The organism is Pseudomonas sp. UBA5706 (assembly GCF_002419965.1).
Lineage (GTDB): Bacteria > Pseudomonadota > Gammaproteobacteria > Pseudomonadales > Pseudomonadaceae > Aquipseudomonas.
Window position 1 is genome coordinate 211,687 of the sequence record NZ_DIHC01000016.1, and the last position, 15,522, is coordinate 227,208.

The window sequence follows — 15,522 nt, forward strand, 5'->3', positions numbered from 1 at the left end:
CCCCACTCATTCAAAACCCCGCCGTACAGCCGAGCCCGTCCATGGACAGATTTCAGGAAATGCAGGTCTTCGTCGCTGTGTGCGAAGAGCTCAGCTTCGCAACCGCCGCGCGCCGTTTGCACATGTCCGCGCCCAGCGTCACCCGGGCGGTGGCGGCGCTGGAAAAACGTATCGGCACACTGTTGTTGTCGCGCACCACCCGCAGCGTGCACCTGAGCGAAGCCGGGCAGCGCTATCTCACCGATTGCCGTCGCATTCTCGGTGAACTGGAGGAAGCCGAAGACGCCGCCGGTGGCAGCATCGCCGCGCCGGCCGGCCTACTCACGGTGACTGCGTCGCTGCTGTTTGGCGAGCTGTTCGTCATGCCGCTGGTGGTGGGCTATCTGCAGCAACACCCCGGCGTCAGCATCAACGCGCTGTTGCTGGACCGCGTCACGCACATGGTCGAGGAGGGCATTGACGTCGCGGTGCGCATCGGGCATCTGCTGGACAGCAGCCAGCACGCCATCAAGGTGGGTGAGGTGCGTCGCGTGTTGTGTGCATCGCCGGCTTATCTCAAGGCCCACGGGGAGCCTGGACATCCTAACGATTTGAAACAGCATCGACTGGTGGTCTCCTCGGCCAGCACAGCGGTTCGCCGCTGGGATTTCAGCGACGGCGGCAAACATTTGCAGGTCGAACCGCAGTCGCGCCTGACCGTTTCTGCCAATCAGGCAGCGATCACCGCCGCGACCATGGGATGGGGCGTGACGCGGGTCCTGTCTTACCAAATCGCAAGCCAGGTGACGAGTGGCGAGCTGGTCCTGATTCTGCAGGCGTTCGAAGAGGTGCCCTTGCCCGTGCATGTCTGCTACCAGAGCGAGCGCAAGGTGTCGGCCAAGGTGCGGACCTTCGTCGATTACTGCGTCGAGCGCATGCGGCACGACCCCGCCATCAAGGCCGCCGGGCGGAGCTGCGACTGATGGAGCGCCATCGGCAGATGACGATCTTCCAGGCCGTGGCCAGTGAGTTCGGGCTGGCGGCGGCGTCACGCCGACTGGGCATTTCCGAAGCCACGGTCAGCCGCGCACTGGCTGCGCTGGAACGGCGGTTGGGCACGCCGTTGCTTAAACGCAGTACCCGTGGCGTGATGCTGACTGACGCTGGCCGACAGTTCGCCGCCGATTGTGCGCGTGTGCTGAGGGCGACGGACGAGGCGGATGCGTCTGCCAAAGGCCATCACGTCGAGCCGCGTGGGCTGCTGACGCTGGCCACGCCATTGTTGTTCGGCGATCAGTTGCTGATGCCCGTGATCCTTGATTACCTGGACGCCTGGCCGGATGTGCAGATCTGCGTCATCTATCTGGATCGCTTTCCCAATCTGCACGAAGAAGGGGTTGATGTGGCGGTTCTGATCGGCGACCTGCCGGATGGATACCTGGCCGCCCGCCGGATTGGCGCTGTTCGCCAGATGATCTGCGCCAGCCCGGATTACCTTCGTCACCGTGGCGAACCCCGGACGCCCAGCGATCTGACAGGCCATGCGCTGGTCATGTGCAGTGGGGCCAACCGCTCCATGGACTGGCGTTTTCAGGTCGATGGCGCCGCGCGCAGTCTGGCCTTGAAACCCGGCTTGCGTTGCAGTACGCCGCTTGCGGTGATTAACGCAGCCGTCAGCGGCGCCGGGTTGGCGTCGTGCCTGCACTACCCGATTCAGGAGCATCTTGAAGCGGGTCGTCTGCAACCGGTGCTTGAAGCGTTCGAGCAGGACCCGCTGCCGCTGCATCTGGTGTACCGCGAAGGATTTCGGGCATCGGCAAAGGTGCGCAGTTTCGTCGACTTCGCCACGGAGCGCCTGCGTCGGCATCCGGTGCTGAGCGCCTGAGCCGCCATCACAGACTCGATCATTTCGTTTTCTGAAATACTGGATTGCATTTGCTGGCGATTCTGCTCGATGACGTCGTGGGTCATGATCCCCTTACGGCGCGGCGAACCGGTCGGCGAGAACGTCGGAGCCGTACGGACCCCAAGCCACGACGGTCACAGGAGCCGCTCTCATGAATGCCATCAAGCTTTATCACTTTCCGTTGTCCGGTCACTCCCACCGCGCGCAGCTGATGCTGTCGCTGCTGGGGCTTGTGCCGGACGTTCACATCGTCGACCTGGCCAGCGGCGCCCAGAAATCCGCAGAATTCCTGGCCCTCAATGCGTTCGGGCAAGTGCCGGTCATTGACGATAACGGTACGGTCGTCGCCGATTCGACGGCGATTCTGGTGTATCTGGCCAAGACCCGTGATCCCTCGGGCAAATGGCTCCCGGACGACGCCCAAACGGCTGCGCAAGTGCAACGCTGGTTGTCGGTGGCCTCGGGGCCGATCAACAACGGGCCGTGCCGTGCGCGGCTGATCACAGTTTTCGGCGCCGATTTCGATCCCACGGACACTCTTCAACGCGCCCATGCCGTGTTGCAGGTGATCGATAAGCACCTGGCCGGGCGTCAGTTCCTGGCGGCGGCCCACGCCACCATCGCCGACATCGCCGCGTACACCTACATCGCCCATGCGCCCGAAGGCAATGTATCGCTTGACGGCTACCCGAATGTACGTGCTTGGCTGCTGCGCATCGAAGGGCTGCACGGCTTCGTGCCCATGCCGGTAACCAAGGCGGGTCTGGTGGCCTGATCCGCGAAATCGTTGCTGATTGGAGTTCGCATCATGAACGATAGAGCCGCCGAAAACCTTTCGCCCTGGCACGCGGGAGAGGTCCAGCTGCAGGCCCACGCCGGTGTCGCCGAGCGCATGGACGCCGTGGGCAGAAAGGTCATTCGGGACTACATGCCGGACCAGCATCGCGCGTTCTACGAGCATCTGCCGTACCTGTTCGTGGGTGCGGTAGACGAGCAAGGCTGGCCGTGGGCAAGCCTGATGGACGCGCAGGCTGGCTTCATTGCCTCGCCCGATCCCCGGCGCCTGGACATCAGCCGTTTGCCCGACGCCGATGATCCCCTTGGCGCGCAATTGGCAGCGGGTACGGCGCTGGGGTTATTGGGGATCGACCTGCACACGCGCCGGCGCAATCGCGTCAATGGGCAGGTCCGGGACGTCAGTGATCACGGCTTCTCGATGGCCGTGGAACATTCGTTTGGCAACTGTCCGCAGTACATTCAGTTGCGCGAGCTTAAGCAGGTTGATCTGCCTCATGCTCAGCAACGCCCACCCGCCGAACGCATGAGTGCGCTGGACGAGGCGGCGATTGCGACCATTCGTGCCGCCGACACTTTTTTCGTCGCCAGTTACATCGATCTCCAAGGCCCTCAGCCGATCCGCTCGGTGGACGTTTCCCATCGCGGTGGGCAAGCGGGCTTCGTGCGGGTCGAAGGCGATGTGCTGACTGTCCCGGATTTCGCCGGGAACCTGCACTTCAATACCCTGGGCAACTTTGCCCTCAACCCGAAGGCCGGGCTGGTGTTCATCGATTTCGCCAGCGGCGATCTGTTGCAGTTGACCGGCACCGTCACACTGATCCTCGAAGGCCCGGAAATCGAGGCGTTTCAGGGGGCCGAGCGGCTGTGGCAGGTCAAGGTCAAGGCAGCGGTTCGACGCCCTTCGGCGCTGCGTTCGCGCTGGGAGTTTCAAGGCTTTTCACCCAACAGCCTGATGACCGGCGACTGGGAGCAGGCGGCGGCGCGCCTGCAGGTCCAGGCGCAGCGCGACCGGTGGCGGCGGCTGCGGGTGACGCGGATCGTCGACGAAAGCCTGGGCATTCGCTCATTCCATTTCGAGCCTGCCGACGGCGCCGGTCTGCCCGCGTTCAAGGCCGGTCAGCATTTGCCGGTGCGCGTTTGGGTAAAAGGCCAGGCTAAACCGATGATCCGCACTTACAGCCTGTCGAGCGCGCCGTCCGACGACTTCTTTCGCATCAGCGTCAAACGCGACGGGCGGGTTTCAGGCCACCTGCACGACGAAATCCAGGTAGGTGACCTGATCGAAGCGCTGGCGCCACAAGGCGGCTTTGTGGTGGACATTCACGAATGCCGGCCATTGGTGTTGGTGGGCGCGGGCATTGGCGTAACGCCGATGCTGTCGATGCTGCGCGAGGTGATCGATCAAGGCAAACGCGCTCGGCCCATGCGCCGGACCTGGTTCATTCAAAGTGCACGTCGTCTGGTGGATCTGGCGTTTCGTGAAGAATTGGACACACTGATTGCCGACGCGGGTGATCAATTGACGGCTGTGCGGTTACTGAGCCAGCCCGATAGTCCGGCTCTCCCCGGGCAGGCCCCTTACCTTGCAGGCCGTATTGACCTGAGTTTGCTCAAGACCCTGTTGCCGTTCGACGACTTCGATTTCTATGTCTGTGGCCCGGCAAGCTTTACCCAAGGGTTGTATGACCAGATGAGGGGGATGAGCATTGCCGACGAGCGGATCCACGCCGAAACCTTCGGCCCCTCGACTCTCAAGCGTACGAGCGCCGGACAACCGGCCGCCATGCAACAACCGCCCGCTGCTACGACAGCGGTGCCTGTGGTATTCGAACGGTCTGCCATACAGGCGCGCTGGGAGCCTGACAGCGGCACCTTGCTGGAGCTGGCCGAACGTCGTGGCCTGCAACCCGAATACAGCTGCCGCAGTGGTGCCTGCGGCACCTGCAAGACCCGGTTGGTCAGTGGCCAGGTGCATTACCCGGTGCCGCCCGCCGAGACACCGGCGGCCGACCAGGTGCTGATCTGTTGCGCAGTGCCGGCCGCAGGGACGCTGGTGCTTGACCTGTAGTGGCAGGTGCTCGATCTGCCCTGATCCCTGCACGCAAGACCTGATTGACGGGAGTCGCTGCGATGAGTGAATGGCCAGCGTTCGAGAAGGAAGATCACCTTGATCCGTACCCGGCGACCGAGCAGGAGTTGTCCTGGCTGTTGCCGCAATCCATGGCGTCACTGGCCGGGGAACTGGCGGCCAGTCATCAGGAGCATGATGGCTCGGCGACGCTGGCTCTGATCGGTCGGCGCCTGATCATCTGGACGCGTTCGGTTTCCTCGCTCAATCGTCATCGGTGATTGCTCGGTGATAGGGCTATGTAGTAAACAACACAGCCAGATTACAGAAGGCAACATCGGGGTATGACATGAACACAGTGGCAAAAGAAGCGGTTGGGGCCATTTACGACATCGAGGCCATGCGCCATGCCCAAGCCATGACCTGGAAGGCGATCGACCTTGTGTCGCAGCGTATCCAGCCCGGCATGCGCGAATCCGAAGCGGTGGCGTTGGGCATGCAGGTGCTGGCCGAGCTGGACAGCCAGCGCATCTGGCACCCGATGCTGATCCGCTTTGGCGCCAATACGCTGAAAACCTTCAAGCAGCGCTCCGAAGACGACCCGGTGTTGGGTGAAAACGACATCTACTTTATCGACATGGGCGCGGTCTGGCACGGCCACGAGGGCGACGCCGGCGCCACCTTCACTACCGGTGACGACCCGGACATGCAAGCGTGTTCTGCTGCGGCCAAAAGCCTTTTCGAACGGGTCGAACAGCGCTGGAAAGCCGGCACCGTCGAAGGTATCGAGCTGTATCGTTTCGCTGAGCAACAAGCTGCTGTAATGGGCTGGACGCTTAATCTGGAGATCAAGGGCCATCGCGTCTGCGACTTCCCTCACGCGATCTACCGGGGCGGCAATCTTGGCGACTTCGATGCGGTGCCCAATCCCGGTCTGTGGATTCTGGAAATCCAGATCGCCCACCCGAGCAAACCCTATGGCGCTTTTTATGAGGATTTGCTGGCCTGACGGGTCGGCAAGCAGGGCGCTATGGTTGTAATCACACGACGCGAACCCGGAACATGGCGACCTTTTTCCGCTCATCACCCAAGGACACCGGTATGAAAGTTAGCGCGCGCAACGTCTTCAAAGGTACCGTCAAACAGATCCAGGAAGGTGCAGTCAACGCCGAAGTGGTCCTGACCCTCGCCGGTGGCGAAGAGCTGGTCGCCGTGGTGACCCTGCAAAGCGTCAAGAGCCTGGGCCTGGCCGTCGGCAAGCAAGCGGTTGCCCTGATCAAGGCGCCGTGGGTCATGCTGATGACCGACTCCAGCGGTTTCCGCCTTTCGGCGCGTAATTGCCTGCAAGGCGAGGTCACCCGGGTCAGCGATGGCGCGGTCAATGCCGAGGTGATCATCACTCTGGCCGGCGGCACCGAGGTCTATTCCATCGTTACGCGCGAAGCGGTGACCGAGCTGGGTCTTGAGCCCGGCGTCAGCGCGAGCGCGGTAATCAAGGCGTCGCACATCATTCTGGGTGTGCCTGCCTGATGCGATGATCGCCGTGGGGTAACAGCCGCCGTGGCAGGCGGTTGTTGGCGGCGATCCTGTTGTTCAATTGCCACGACAAGGAAGTGCATTTTGATTACTCGCAGAACCCTGGTCGGCGCGTCGCTCATGGCGATTCCTGCCCTCTGGACTTTCAACTCCCTGGCGGCCTCTGCTGCCGCTGCTTCCAGCCCCTCCATCGAGCAACAACTGGCCGAGCTGGAACTTCGCCATGGTGGTCGGCTGGGCGTGGCCATTCTCGATACCGCCAGCGAGCGTCTGATCAGCCACCGCGGTGATGAGCGCTTCGCGTTGTGCAGCACCTTCAAAGCGCTGGCCGTCGCCCATGTGCTGGCCCGGGTCGATCGGCAGCAAGAGGACCTCTCGCGGCTGATCGTCTATGGCAAGGAACAGCTGGTGACCTATTCGCCAATCACCGAACAGCATGCGGGCGCGGGCGGGCTGAGCGTCGGCTCCATCTGCGAAGCGGCCATTACCCTCAGCGACAACACCGCTGCCAATCTGCTGCTGGACAGTTTTGGCGGACCCAAGGGACTGACCCAATGGCTGCGCTCGACAGGGGATCAGATCACCCGTCTGGACCGTCGCGAGCCTGAGCTGAACGAAAACCGCGCCGGTGACCTGCAGGACACCACCACCCCCGTCGCGATGCTGCAAAGCCTGCGCACGCTGGTGTTGGGCGATGTACTGTCGGGCGCATCGCGTGATCAGCTGACTGCCTGGCTGGCCAGCAACACGACAGGCGATCAGAAACTGCGCGCCGGTCTGCCGAAGGACTGGCGGGTAGGGGACAAGACCGGGTCGGGAAGCAATAACGCCAGTAACGACATCGCGATCATCTGGCCCCCCGACCGCTCGCCGCTGATCGTCACGGTGTACTACACCGACTCCAACGCCAGCAGCGAACAGATCAATGATCTGATGGCTGCGATCGGGGCGCTGGTAGCGTTGGGCTAGGCGAGTCAGCTAACCATCAGGTGCACAGCGGCGGACAACCCGGTGTGCACGGTGGGTCTGATCGCGCGGTGTGGAGCCTTACTGCCGGTTTTCGGCGGCAGATCACGAGCAAGCTACGCTCTCGCGACCCCGGCAGAGGCGCAATGTCGCGCGCCTCTTACGGAATCAACTTGCGCGCCCGCAGTGCGTCGAACACGTCGTAAAACGCCTGGTCGCTGGCCTGAAATTCCTTGAAGCCCAGGGCGCGGCTTTTCGACATGTCCGTCACTACCTCGATCGGCCGCCCGAGGTCGGCGTCGGTGTGCCACGGTGAGATCAGGCGATCGATATCAGGCTCGTTCAAGGCGTGCTCGCGAACGATGCCGTCCCACACCTTCTGATCGTCCGTCATTTGCGTCTGAAGTGGTGCCAAGCTCGGCGGATAGGCCGCCGGGTGCAGGCCGAAATATTCGGCGATCCGGCCCCACATCCACTTCCAGCGGAACACGTCGCCGTTAGTGATGTTAAAGGCCTGATTCGCCGCCGCCGGCGTCGTTGCCGCCCACAGCTGCTGCTTGGCCAGTTGCCGTGCATCGGTCATGTCGGTGAGGCTGTCCCACTGCACCCGGGAACCGGGGAACACGAACGGTCGGCCCGTGGCTTTGCAGATCGAGGCGTATACCGCAAGGGTGGTCGCCATGTTCATGGCGTTGCCCACTGCAACACCGGTGACCGTGTGCGGGCGGTGCACGCTCCAGGTGAAGCCATCGCGCTCGGCAGCGGCGAACACTTCGTCCTCCTGGGCGTAGTAGAAGTTCTCGATATCCAGACGGCCCTGTTCTTCACGAAACGGCGTCTGCGGCAGCGTGCCCTTGCCATAAGCCTCGAACGGGCCCAGGTAATGCTTGAGACCGGTGACCAGGGCGACGTGCCGGACGCATTTTGCTTCTCTGAGTGCATCGAGCACGTTGCGCACCATCGCCGCATTGACCTTGATGTTTTCGGCCTCGGTGGCCTGCCGCGACCAGGTGGTCATGAATACGTGAGTCGGCTTCAGACCGTCGAGCGCCTGTTTCACCGAGGCCGGGTCCTGCAGGTCCGCGGCAACCGGAATCACGCCGGCCGCTGGCGAAGGGTTGCGCGAGAGCGCGGCGACCTGCCAGCCATTATCGAGCAGCAGTTGGGTGGTTGCGCTGCCGACGATGCCACTGGCACCGACGACCAATGCGGTCTGGGTCATGAGAATCTCCGTTGAGAACAGGAATGATCGGCCAATGCGGCCCTGATCACTCAGAACCGACGCAAAGGGCACAGGTTCAGCGCAATACGCAGGGCGTTGCGTAAACGGTTCAGCCCACCAGCAACGCGGTGCCGTACATGCCGATGGCGAACACCACGTGGCCAATGACATTTTGCAGGCGGGCCACCGTCGGGTTCGGCGCCTTGCTGCACGCCACGCCCACGCCCATCCCTGGCTGTAAAATGAACCAGCCTGCGCCGACCGTGACCAGCCCCACCACCAGCGCCGGCAAGAACGTCGGGAAGTGCGCCCACTGCACACCCCAGACCAGCAACACGATCGCCGCGAAAACGATGCCAACCAGGTAATGCATGGCCCAGCCGATCTTCAGCTCGCTGGCCACGGGCGCAGCGTCTGCAATGCCGTTGCGGTACACGAACCGGCCGTTGCGCATCCCGGCGAACCAGCGCCCGACCAGATGCCAGGAGGGCGTCGGCAAGCCCAGCGTGGTTTTGAGCAACAGCGCCCATAGGTCGAGTAACGCCGTGCCGCCGATACCGATGACCACAGCGAGAAAGATGAATTCGAACATGGTTTTCCTTGAGAATTGTCGGTTACCGATACATGCGCATTGGCAGCACACGTTAGCAGCTGAATTATTTTTTTGTGAAATGTGCATCCATTCTTTGCTGCAGAACGTATAGAGCCGTTAGCCACGAAACCGTCGCCATTGGGCGCGGTGAACAATTTAAGGAATGACGGGAGGGTAGGATGTGGAAGCGCAAGCCGCGCACAACGCTGGCGCAGGATCTCTACGACACCGCAGGGAATCTGCAGACAGTGGTGCGTCAATTGATGGAGTTGTCGCTTGAACTCTCCGAGGATGGCAACGAGCGTGCAGCCCAAGCCACCACCTGGATGATTCTGACCCTGCAAGAGCGGGAGGCCGGATTGAGGAAACACGCCGATCGATTGACCAAGACAGGCAATCTAGGCCGACGCGCATCAGACGCGGTGACCGGCACTAACCCGCCGAGAAAACCATTGGCCAAGCCTCGTCTGATCGATGATGCAGGTCGTCTGGATTAACGCGCCGGGGCTGATACACGGCTTTACGCGGCGTTCCATTCCACTTGTGTAAGGCCCAGGGACTCGGCCTGACGTTGGGTCAGGCGCGGGACTTTGTCAGAACGATATTTGGGTATCTGACCGATGCCGGCATCGACGGTCGCCCAATGCCAAGCCTCATCCTTATCCATCGCGGCGGAGTGGATGTAGAAGGTTTTGTAACTGCCGTGAATCAAATAGTCGATTCGGAAGTGCGTGCTGTTGGGCATCTCGGTTATCTCTGGAAAAAGCGCGAATTTAAGGTGGCGATGCTTAATACGGCGTCGATGCTTAAACAGGCGCGCAAAAGGCGCATCAAACTTTGTGCATAAAGTAGAGATTCCCCGTCATCCAGATAATTCCGGCATTTTTGCGGGCAGCCGCCGGAGGGCAGAGATGGACGCGCAAACATTCTGCAACGTCGCGCATGGCCACGTGTCTACAAGGCAACTCCCCTTAAAGAAGCCTCCATGAAAACCCCTCGTCCTGCCGCACGGCTTGAACCTCTTCAGCAACTTCGCAATTTGAAAATGGCGCGGTCTGCCCATGCCTATGTGCGCGGCAGTACGGTGCAATTTTATGAATGGCTGCACTCTCAATCCGGCCGCCGCCTGCCCAATGGGCCACCGGTCTGGATCTGTGGGGACTGCCACGCGGGCAACCTGGGCCCCACCGGCGATCTGAAGGGGCGCATCGACATTCACATCCGCGACCTGGACCAAACGGTGATTGGCAATCCTGCCCACGATCTGGTCCGGCTTGCGCTGTCCCTGGCCACCGCAGCGCGGGGTTCGGACCTGCCGGGCGTTGCGACCGCACGCATGCTCGAAGAAATGATGGTCGGCTATGAACTGGCGTTTGAAAGTACCGTCGATGAGGAGCCGCCACGGCCCGCGCAGGTCAAGGCCGGCATGCGCAGCGCCGTGCAGCGGACCTGGAAGCACCTGGCCGAGGAGCGCATCGAGGATATGCGACCGACCATCCCGCTGGGCAAGCACTTCTGGGCGTTGTCCAAGGCAGAGCGTGGAGCGCTCAAAGCGTTGTGCGCCACGGATGAAATTCACACCCTGGTGACCTCACTTAAAGGGCGGTCCAAAGACGATAGCGTCGAGCTGCTGGATTCGGCGTACTGGGTAAAGGGTTGCAGCTCGCTGGGCCTGCTGCGTTACGCCGTACTGCTTGGTGTTGGCGACGATCAAGACCAGGAGTTCTGCCTGCTGGACATCAAGGAAGCGGTGGCTGCGGCTGCTCCGCGTACAGCCCGGGCCAGCATGCCGCGGGACAACGCCAAGCGGGTGGTGGAGGGCGCGCGCCATCTGTCGCCGGGTCTGGGCGAGCGCATGCTGTCCACGCGGCTGCTTGATCATGGTTTCTTCATCCGCGAACTGTTGCCCCAGGACATGAAGCTGGAACTGGATCAATTGAGCCAACCCGAGGCAATGCGGGCCGCAGGCTACCTGGCCAGGGTGGTGGGCATCGCCCATGCGCGCCAAATGGACCTGGAAACTCGTGCTGCATGGATTCGCGAATTGCGGGCCAGTCGTTCGCAGACGCTGGACGCGCCCTCCTGGCTTTGGTCCAGCGTGGTTCAACTGGTGGGCAGTCACGAGCAAGGGTATCTGGAGCACTGCCGGCGGTATGCGTTGCAAGGCTAACGTGTGACGCTGGTTTCACAGCGCCTCTTTCGGACAGCAGACGGCTGCTCGCGAGTGCGAGTACGCCGTTCCTGAAAACTTGTTGGGCGGTGCCGACAATCCATTCGTTCGAAACTCTAACGCCCAGCCTGGTTGCGAGCAGCCATTCAATCGAACGCTGTTTATTTATTGGCCTCCGCCGGTCGGCCAGTGCGCATTAAACGTCGTCATGATAATCGGCGCCTTCTGTCGCAAGGCCGAGCATAACTGCGAATTACTCGGCATTGCCTGCATCCCATCTATGAGCGAGACAGCTCGGACGGGCGAATCCAGCAGTTGGCGGTATTCAAATAACGTCCCGGGAGTCGTCACATTAGACAGTCATAGCCTGATTGGGAGATACACCATGTTTCTTCACAACAAACGACTTCAATATACCGTGCGTGTTGCTGAGCCTAACCCGGGTCTGGCTAATCTGCTTTTGGAACAATTCGGTGGCGCGCAAGGCGAGCTAGCCGCCGCCACCCGTTATTTCACCCAGGCATTGGCTGAGGAGGATCCAGGGCGCAAGGATCTGTTGCTCGACATTGCGACCGAAGAGTTGAGCCACCTGGAAATCATTGGCTCTATCATCGTGATGCTGAACAAAGGCGGTAAAGGCAAGCTGGCCGAGGCTGTCCAGGACGAAGGCGAGCTTTACCGTGACCTTAATGGTGCGGGTAACGACTCGCACATCACCAGTCTGCTATACGGCGGTGGTGCTCCACTGTGCAACTCGGCAGGCGTTCCATGGACTGCTGCCTACGTCGATAACATCGGCGAACCCACGGCGGACTTTCGCTCCAACATCGCCGCCGAAGCTCGGGCCAAAATCGTGTACGAACGCTTGATCAACGTCACTACCGATCCCGGCATCAAGGAGGCGCTGGGTTTCCTGATGACCCGAGAAATCGCCCACCAACTGTCATTCGAGAAGGCTCTGCATTCGATCCAGCCTAACTTCCCGCAAGGCAAACTGCCGGGGATGCCCGAATTCACCCGCACGTACTTCAGCATGTCCAACGGCGAACCTAACGTACGCGGGCCGTGGAACAATGACCACGATTTCGAATACGTGGAAAACCCGCATCCGGCTGTGGACGGCGGAGATGGCACGGCATCGGTCACCTTGAGCGATGCTGAGTCGGACACGCTGGCGATGCTTGCAGAGCGCACCAAGTCCGACCTGTCTGTTGATCCAATGACGGGGGCAGATCTTGGCTCCGGGTTGGCGCAGGGTGATACACCACCGAGTGAGCGCACGCGCTGATCAAAAACACAGGCCGCGCTGGTTGGACAGCGCGGCCCCTTATTTTCTTTTTGTCGAGGGCTGGCTCATGGCTTCTTCGTTCAAGCGCAGACAGGCACCGGGGCATATCCGGGAAGAACAGGTAGAGGGTGTTGGGGAATTTGCTGGAAACGTCGTGGGCACTTTTGGTCGTACGGCGCAAAGTTATGAAGTCCAGGCGGGGATCTTGGCGCGGGGGATGCAAGCGGCGTTATTCGTCGAGCGATTCAAGAAAGGTTTATTGAAGGTTCCCGGACGAGAGTAGCCATTTGTGTCGCTAGTCGTCGATCTTGCTCGCCCGCGCTATGCGCGGGTTTTTTAGCTAAGGGGCATTGGGTGAGGGTGCCGCTCCATTGTTCCAGCGTCCCTGGGGTTTGCCGATCGCCAGACCCCAGCAACGCTTTCAAGACAACCTTCCCCCCATACAAAAGCCCGCGATTGCCTGGATCACCGGCTCCGTGTCACCGTCAACACCACCGCCGCGATTCGATCCGCTTGCTGATACGGCGCAGTGTCCAGCTCCTCACCAAACACATCAGGGTCCATCTCCCGATACGTCCACGCGAGTTCTGGTCTGTCAACCACCGCCCGAGCCTGCTCCAGAAACAGATCAACCCCATCAACCGACGGCGCGCCGGTATACAGCACCAAACTCCCCCCGACCGTCAAACGCTCTACCGCCTGGGTCAGAATCCGAATCGACAGCTCGGAGCCCAGCCGTTCCCCGCCATGCCGATAGGCTCGCTGTTGCGTGTCCTGCATATACGGAGGATTGGCGACGATCAGATCGAACGCCCCCGTCGTACCCTCCAGAATGTCGCTGTGATACGCCGAAACATTTTCAACCCCGGCCAGCGTTGCGTTGATCGACGTGAACCTCAGCGCCGTCGGATTGATATCCACCGCCAGGACCTGCGCGTCGCGCCTGGCCTTGGCAATCAGAATCGCGCCGACACCGCTGCCGCAACCAATGTCCACCGCCGTGCGCACGGGGTGAGTCGTCGTACGTAAATGGTCTTCGATGGCTTGCGCGAAACGGTAGGTGTCGGGGCCGAAAAATACCGAGTCATTAGCCAATGTGGGAAAGCTTGAATGCACGAACAACACGTTCTCCAGGCTGGACCATCGCACATCGCTGACCCAGAGCCCGGCATGGGCGCGTAACACGCCGCTGTCCAGTAATGCCTCCAGTTCCGCCTCGGGCAGCAGCTCGCTTTCGAACGGTCGACTCCAGCCAAAAATGTCCCGCAGGCTGCGCGCTTTACGGTTTTCTTCCCGCGCATTGACCCGCTGATGCGTCAATGGCGTGACGGTTACGAAGCGGTATTGTTCGGCGCTCAGATGCTTGCCCAGCCGCAATAAGGCCAGATCATGGTCTGTGTCAGTCGACAGGTCAGCCGGGGTCGGTTCCAGAATATTGAGGTTATTCATCGGGTCAGGCATCCAGGAGAAAGTCGCTGTGCATAGATTCGAGTGGCAAGCAAGCCGTCCGGAGTGGCATGGGAGGCGGGCGCCATCAGCGCAATGAGTTCATTGACCGGGCGGGAAGGGGGCACAGGCAGCAGGTGTGGACTTGCGCTGGACAACGCAGTCGGCGCGCCGCTGGACGCCTTGCGGCGGAATCTCGCGCGAAACGGATTAGCCTGCCGCGGCGGTGCGTCCGCCTGCCAGTCACCCGCTATCCAGTCGCTGAGCAATTGCATTTCGTAGCCACTGAATACGCCGAACATGACCGCGCCAGCGCCGCTGATCAATTGCCAGAAGCGGCTTTGCGCAGGGTCTTGATGACGTTTGATCCAGCCGCGATCCTCCAGCGCACCGAGCAGTTGGCGGCTCTGGCCGGGGGTGGCCAGCCATTCATTGATGGTGCGCCCTTCGAGGCGGCAGTAGTCCGAATGCATGTGCTGGCCAAAGGTGCTCTTGTCTTCCAGCATCCTGACGACTTCGTGCTCAAGATTGAACGAGCGGATCACGTCATTGGAGTTCAGGCCCAGGTCATTGAGCAGATAGCCTGCACGCAGACGTCGCAAGAATTCGCCACGCGACTCGTCGCTGGGCAACATATCGATCACGGCGGCAACAGCCTTTTGGGCATGGCCGGTGCTGGCGTTGTCAACGGTGACGTGGAGGGTGAAGTAATAGGGGTCGATGCCCAACTCGCTGAGTTCAAATGCAGTGATCAGCAAATGCAGCGGCAGCTGTTCGTAGCCCAGGTTGTAGCCGATCACCTCAGGCAGAAATTCATCCGAGAGATGTCCAAGAGCCAACTGGATGGCGCCCTGCAGATAAAGACCATCCTCTAGCGGCGCGGTGGGCGCGCAGTCGTGCTCAGACAACAGATTGCGATAGAGCAGGACATGATTCAGAGCCGGATCGCCATCGCCCAGTTCTTCCAGGTAGGTGCGGATCAGACCTTGGTAGCGCCAGTCGTCGGCATGCTTGATCGCACCGTACAGCCATGCGCCATCCACCAGTTTGCTCGGCGCGACATGCTGGAGGAAATGCAGGGCGTGCGCTTTATTGCTGAAAAAACGGCGCTCGCCCCCTGCATGACGCTCTTCCAGGTAGGTGCGATAGCGTTCAGCGACCGACTGACTGTTGCTGGTCACCCATTCGCTCAGATCGGCAGGATCCTCAGGGAGATTGGACGGCAGTGCGCTGGCAATTTTCAGCTGCTCGCGCAGGAAGTCACGCGCGTCCCGCTGCTCGCTGTCGGCGGGTGCGTGCAGCAGGGCCGAATAGAGCGAAAAAGCTGTAGCCGATGGGGTGGGTGGGACAGCGGAGGGGTGGGCAAACCGCAGTAAGGAGGTCATGTAAACGCCTGCTAATGTTCTTGGTATGTCTCTCAGAGGGACGCCGCTGGCGATAATTCAAAAGAGTTGTGCAGTGAGGGACGAACGACACGTTCATTTCATCATCGGCGCTTGCGTTGGCAATCGTTGGCACTTCGCAGACACGCCCGGCAGACGCCTCTGACCA

At 61.1% G+C, this 15,522-nt stretch carries 17 protein-coding genes; 12 read left to right on the plus strand and 5 right to left on the minus strand.

Annotated features, from left to right (window positions below; translation table 11 throughout):
- Positions 1–41 precede the first annotated feature (41 nt).
- The 8 genes from B3I26_RS09030 (at position 42) to bla (ending at position 7,256) form a co-directional block, all read left to right on the plus strand.
- Complete coding sequence (locus B3I26_RS09030; RefSeq protein ID WP_296257169.1) at positions 42–962, plus strand: LysR family transcriptional regulator; 921 nt, start codon at positions 42–44, stop codon at positions 960–962.
- Positions 962–1,864, plus strand: a complete 903-nt coding sequence (locus B3I26_RS09035; protein WP_296257171.1) for a LysR family transcriptional regulator — start codon at positions 962–964, stop codon at positions 1,862–1,864. Before B3I26_RS09030 ends, B3I26_RS09035 begins: the two co-directional genes overlap by 1 nt.
- A 172-nt stretch (positions 1,865–2,036) precedes the next feature.
- Complete coding sequence (locus B3I26_RS09040) at positions 2,037–2,660, plus strand: glutathione S-transferase family protein (protein ID WP_296257173.1); 624 nt, start codon at positions 2,037–2,039, stop codon at positions 2,658–2,660.
- Positions 2,661–2,693: 33 nt separating this feature from the next.
- Complete coding sequence (locus tag B3I26_RS09045; protein WP_296257175.1) at positions 2,694–4,751, plus strand: pyridoxamine 5'-phosphate oxidase family protein; 2,058 nt, start codon at positions 2,694–2,696, stop codon at positions 4,749–4,751.
- Positions 4,752–4,813: 62 nt separating this feature from the next.
- Entirely contained in the window at positions 4,814–5,032 is a 219-nt protein-coding gene (locus tag B3I26_RS09050) for a hypothetical protein (RefSeq protein WP_296257177.1), read from the plus strand.
- Positions 5,033–5,100: 68 nt separating this feature from the next.
- Positions 5,101–5,760, plus strand: a complete 660-nt coding sequence (locus tag B3I26_RS09055) for a M24 family metallopeptidase (RefSeq protein ID WP_296257179.1) — start codon at positions 5,101–5,103, stop codon at positions 5,758–5,760.
- A gap of 92 nt (positions 5,761–5,852) precedes the next feature.
- Entirely contained in the window at positions 5,853–6,281 is a 429-nt protein-coding gene (locus B3I26_RS09060; RefSeq protein ID WP_296257180.1) for a TOBE domain-containing protein, read from the plus strand.
- Positions 6,282–6,371: 90 nt separating this feature from the next.
- Entirely contained in the window at positions 6,372–7,256 is an 885-nt protein-coding gene (bla, locus tag B3I26_RS09065) for a class A beta-lactamase (protein WP_296257182.1), read from the plus strand.
- Between the two features lie 157 nt (positions 7,257–7,413).
- On the opposite strand, the gene B3I26_RS09070 is transcribed toward bla, so the two are convergent.
- Positions 7,414–8,475, minus strand: coding sequence for an SDR family oxidoreductase (locus B3I26_RS09070; protein WP_296257184.1), 1,062 nt, complete (start codon positions 8,473–8,475; stop codon positions 7,414–7,416).
- A 109-nt stretch (positions 8,476–8,584) separates the two neighbouring features.
- Complete coding sequence (locus tag B3I26_RS09075; RefSeq protein WP_296257186.1) at positions 8,585–9,067, minus strand: DUF2938 family protein; 483 nt, start codon at positions 9,065–9,067, stop codon at positions 8,585–8,587.
- Positions 9,068–9,246: 179 nt separating this feature from the next.
- On the opposite strand from B3I26_RS09075, the gene B3I26_RS09080 reads away from it, so the two are divergent.
- Positions 9,247–9,564: a hypothetical protein gene (locus B3I26_RS09080; protein ID WP_296257187.1), complete on the plus strand. Its 318-nt coding sequence runs from the start codon at positions 9,247–9,249 to the stop codon at positions 9,562–9,564.
- Positions 9,565–9,587: 23 nt separating this feature from the next.
- Here the strand turns inward: B3I26_RS09080 and B3I26_RS09085 are convergent, their stop codons facing one another.
- Complete coding sequence (locus B3I26_RS09085) at positions 9,588–9,812, minus strand: DUF6555 family protein (RefSeq protein ID WP_296257189.1); 225 nt, start codon at positions 9,810–9,812, stop codon at positions 9,588–9,590.
- Positions 9,813–10,052: 240 nt separating this feature from the next.
- On the opposite strand from B3I26_RS09085, the gene B3I26_RS09090 reads away from it, so the two are divergent.
- From B3I26_RS09090 to B3I26_RS09100, 3 genes are all read left to right on the plus strand, one after another.
- Complete coding sequence (locus B3I26_RS09090) at positions 10,053–11,237, plus strand: DUF2252 domain-containing protein (RefSeq protein WP_296257190.1); 1,185 nt, start codon at positions 10,053–10,055, stop codon at positions 11,235–11,237.
- Positions 11,238–11,622: 385 nt separating this feature from the next.
- Complete coding sequence (locus B3I26_RS09095; RefSeq protein WP_296257192.1) at positions 11,623–12,525, plus strand: manganese catalase family protein; 903 nt, start codon at positions 11,623–11,625, stop codon at positions 12,523–12,525.
- Between the two features lie 67 nt (positions 12,526–12,592).
- Positions 12,593–12,808: a hypothetical protein gene (locus B3I26_RS09100; RefSeq protein ID WP_296257194.1), complete on the plus strand. Its 216-nt coding sequence runs from the start codon at positions 12,593–12,595 to the stop codon at positions 12,806–12,808.
- Positions 12,809–12,990: 182 nt separating this feature from the next.
- On the opposite strand, the gene B3I26_RS09105 is transcribed toward B3I26_RS09100, so the two are convergent.
- Positions 12,991–13,974, minus strand: coding sequence for a class I SAM-dependent methyltransferase (locus B3I26_RS09105; protein WP_296257196.1), 984 nt, complete (start codon positions 13,972–13,974; stop codon positions 12,991–12,993).
- Positions 13,971–15,356, minus strand: a complete 1,386-nt coding sequence (locus B3I26_RS09110) for an iron-containing redox enzyme family protein (RefSeq protein WP_296257198.1) — start codon at positions 15,354–15,356, stop codon at positions 13,971–13,973. The genes B3I26_RS09105 and B3I26_RS09110 overlap by 4 nt, the downstream gene beginning before the upstream one ends.
- Between the last annotated feature and the right edge of the window lie 166 nt (positions 15,357–15,522).

What these genes read in the sequence shown, in the direction of transcription:
- B3I26_RS09095 (WP_296257192.1), top strand. Translation starts at nt 11,623, where the DNA reads ATGTTTCTTCACAACAAACGACTTCAATATACCGTGCGTGTTGCTGAG.
- B3I26_RS09075 (WP_296257186.1), bottom strand. Translation starts at nt 9,067, where the DNA reads ATGTTCGAATTCATCTTTCTCGCTGTGGTCATCGGTATCGGCGGCACG.
- B3I26_RS09070 (WP_296257184.1), bottom strand. Translation starts at nt 8,475, where the DNA reads ATGACCCAGACCGCATTGGTCGTCGGTGCCAGTGGCATCGTCGGCAGC.
- B3I26_RS09085 (WP_296257189.1), bottom strand. Translation starts at nt 9,812, where the DNA reads ATGCCCAACAGCACGCACTTCCGAATCGACTATTTGATTCACGGCAGT.
- B3I26_RS09050 (WP_296257177.1), top strand. Translation starts at nt 4,814, where the DNA reads ATGAGTGAATGGCCAGCGTTCGAGAAGGAAGATCACCTTGATCCGTAC.
- B3I26_RS09060 (WP_296257180.1), top strand. Translation starts at nt 5,853, where the DNA reads ATGAAAGTTAGCGCGCGCAACGTCTTCAAAGGTACCGTCAAACAGATC.
- B3I26_RS09035 (WP_296257171.1), top strand. Translation starts at nt 962, where the DNA reads ATGGAGCGCCATCGGCAGATGACGATCTTCCAGGCCGTGGCCAGTGAG.
- B3I26_RS09100 (WP_296257194.1), top strand. Translation starts at nt 12,593, where the DNA reads ATGGCTTCTTCGTTCAAGCGCAGACAGGCACCGGGGCATATCCGGGAA.
- B3I26_RS09080 (WP_296257187.1), top strand. Translation starts at nt 9,247, where the DNA reads ATGTGGAAGCGCAAGCCGCGCACAACGCTGGCGCAGGATCTCTACGAC.
- B3I26_RS09055 (WP_296257179.1), top strand. Translation starts at nt 5,101, where the DNA reads ATGAACACAGTGGCAAAAGAAGCGGTTGGGGCCATTTACGACATCGAG.
- B3I26_RS09090 (WP_296257190.1), top strand. Translation starts at nt 10,053, where the DNA reads ATGAAAACCCCTCGTCCTGCCGCACGGCTTGAACCTCTTCAGCAACTT.
- B3I26_RS09045 (WP_296257175.1), top strand. Translation starts at nt 2,694, where the DNA reads ATGAACGATAGAGCCGCCGAAAACCTTTCGCCCTGGCACGCGGGAGAG.
- B3I26_RS09030 (WP_296257169.1), top strand. Translation starts at nt 42, where the DNA reads ATGGACAGATTTCAGGAAATGCAGGTCTTCGTCGCTGTGTGCGAAGAG.
- B3I26_RS09110 (WP_296257198.1), bottom strand. Translation starts at nt 15,356, where the DNA reads ATGACCTCCTTACTGCGGTTTGCCCACCCCTCCGCTGTCCCACCCACC.
- B3I26_RS09040 (WP_296257173.1), top strand. Translation starts at nt 2,037, where the DNA reads ATGAATGCCATCAAGCTTTATCACTTTCCGTTGTCCGGTCACTCCCAC.
- B3I26_RS09105 (WP_296257196.1), bottom strand. Translation starts at nt 13,974, where the DNA reads ATGAATAACCTCAATATTCTGGAACCGACCCCGGCTGACCTGTCGACT.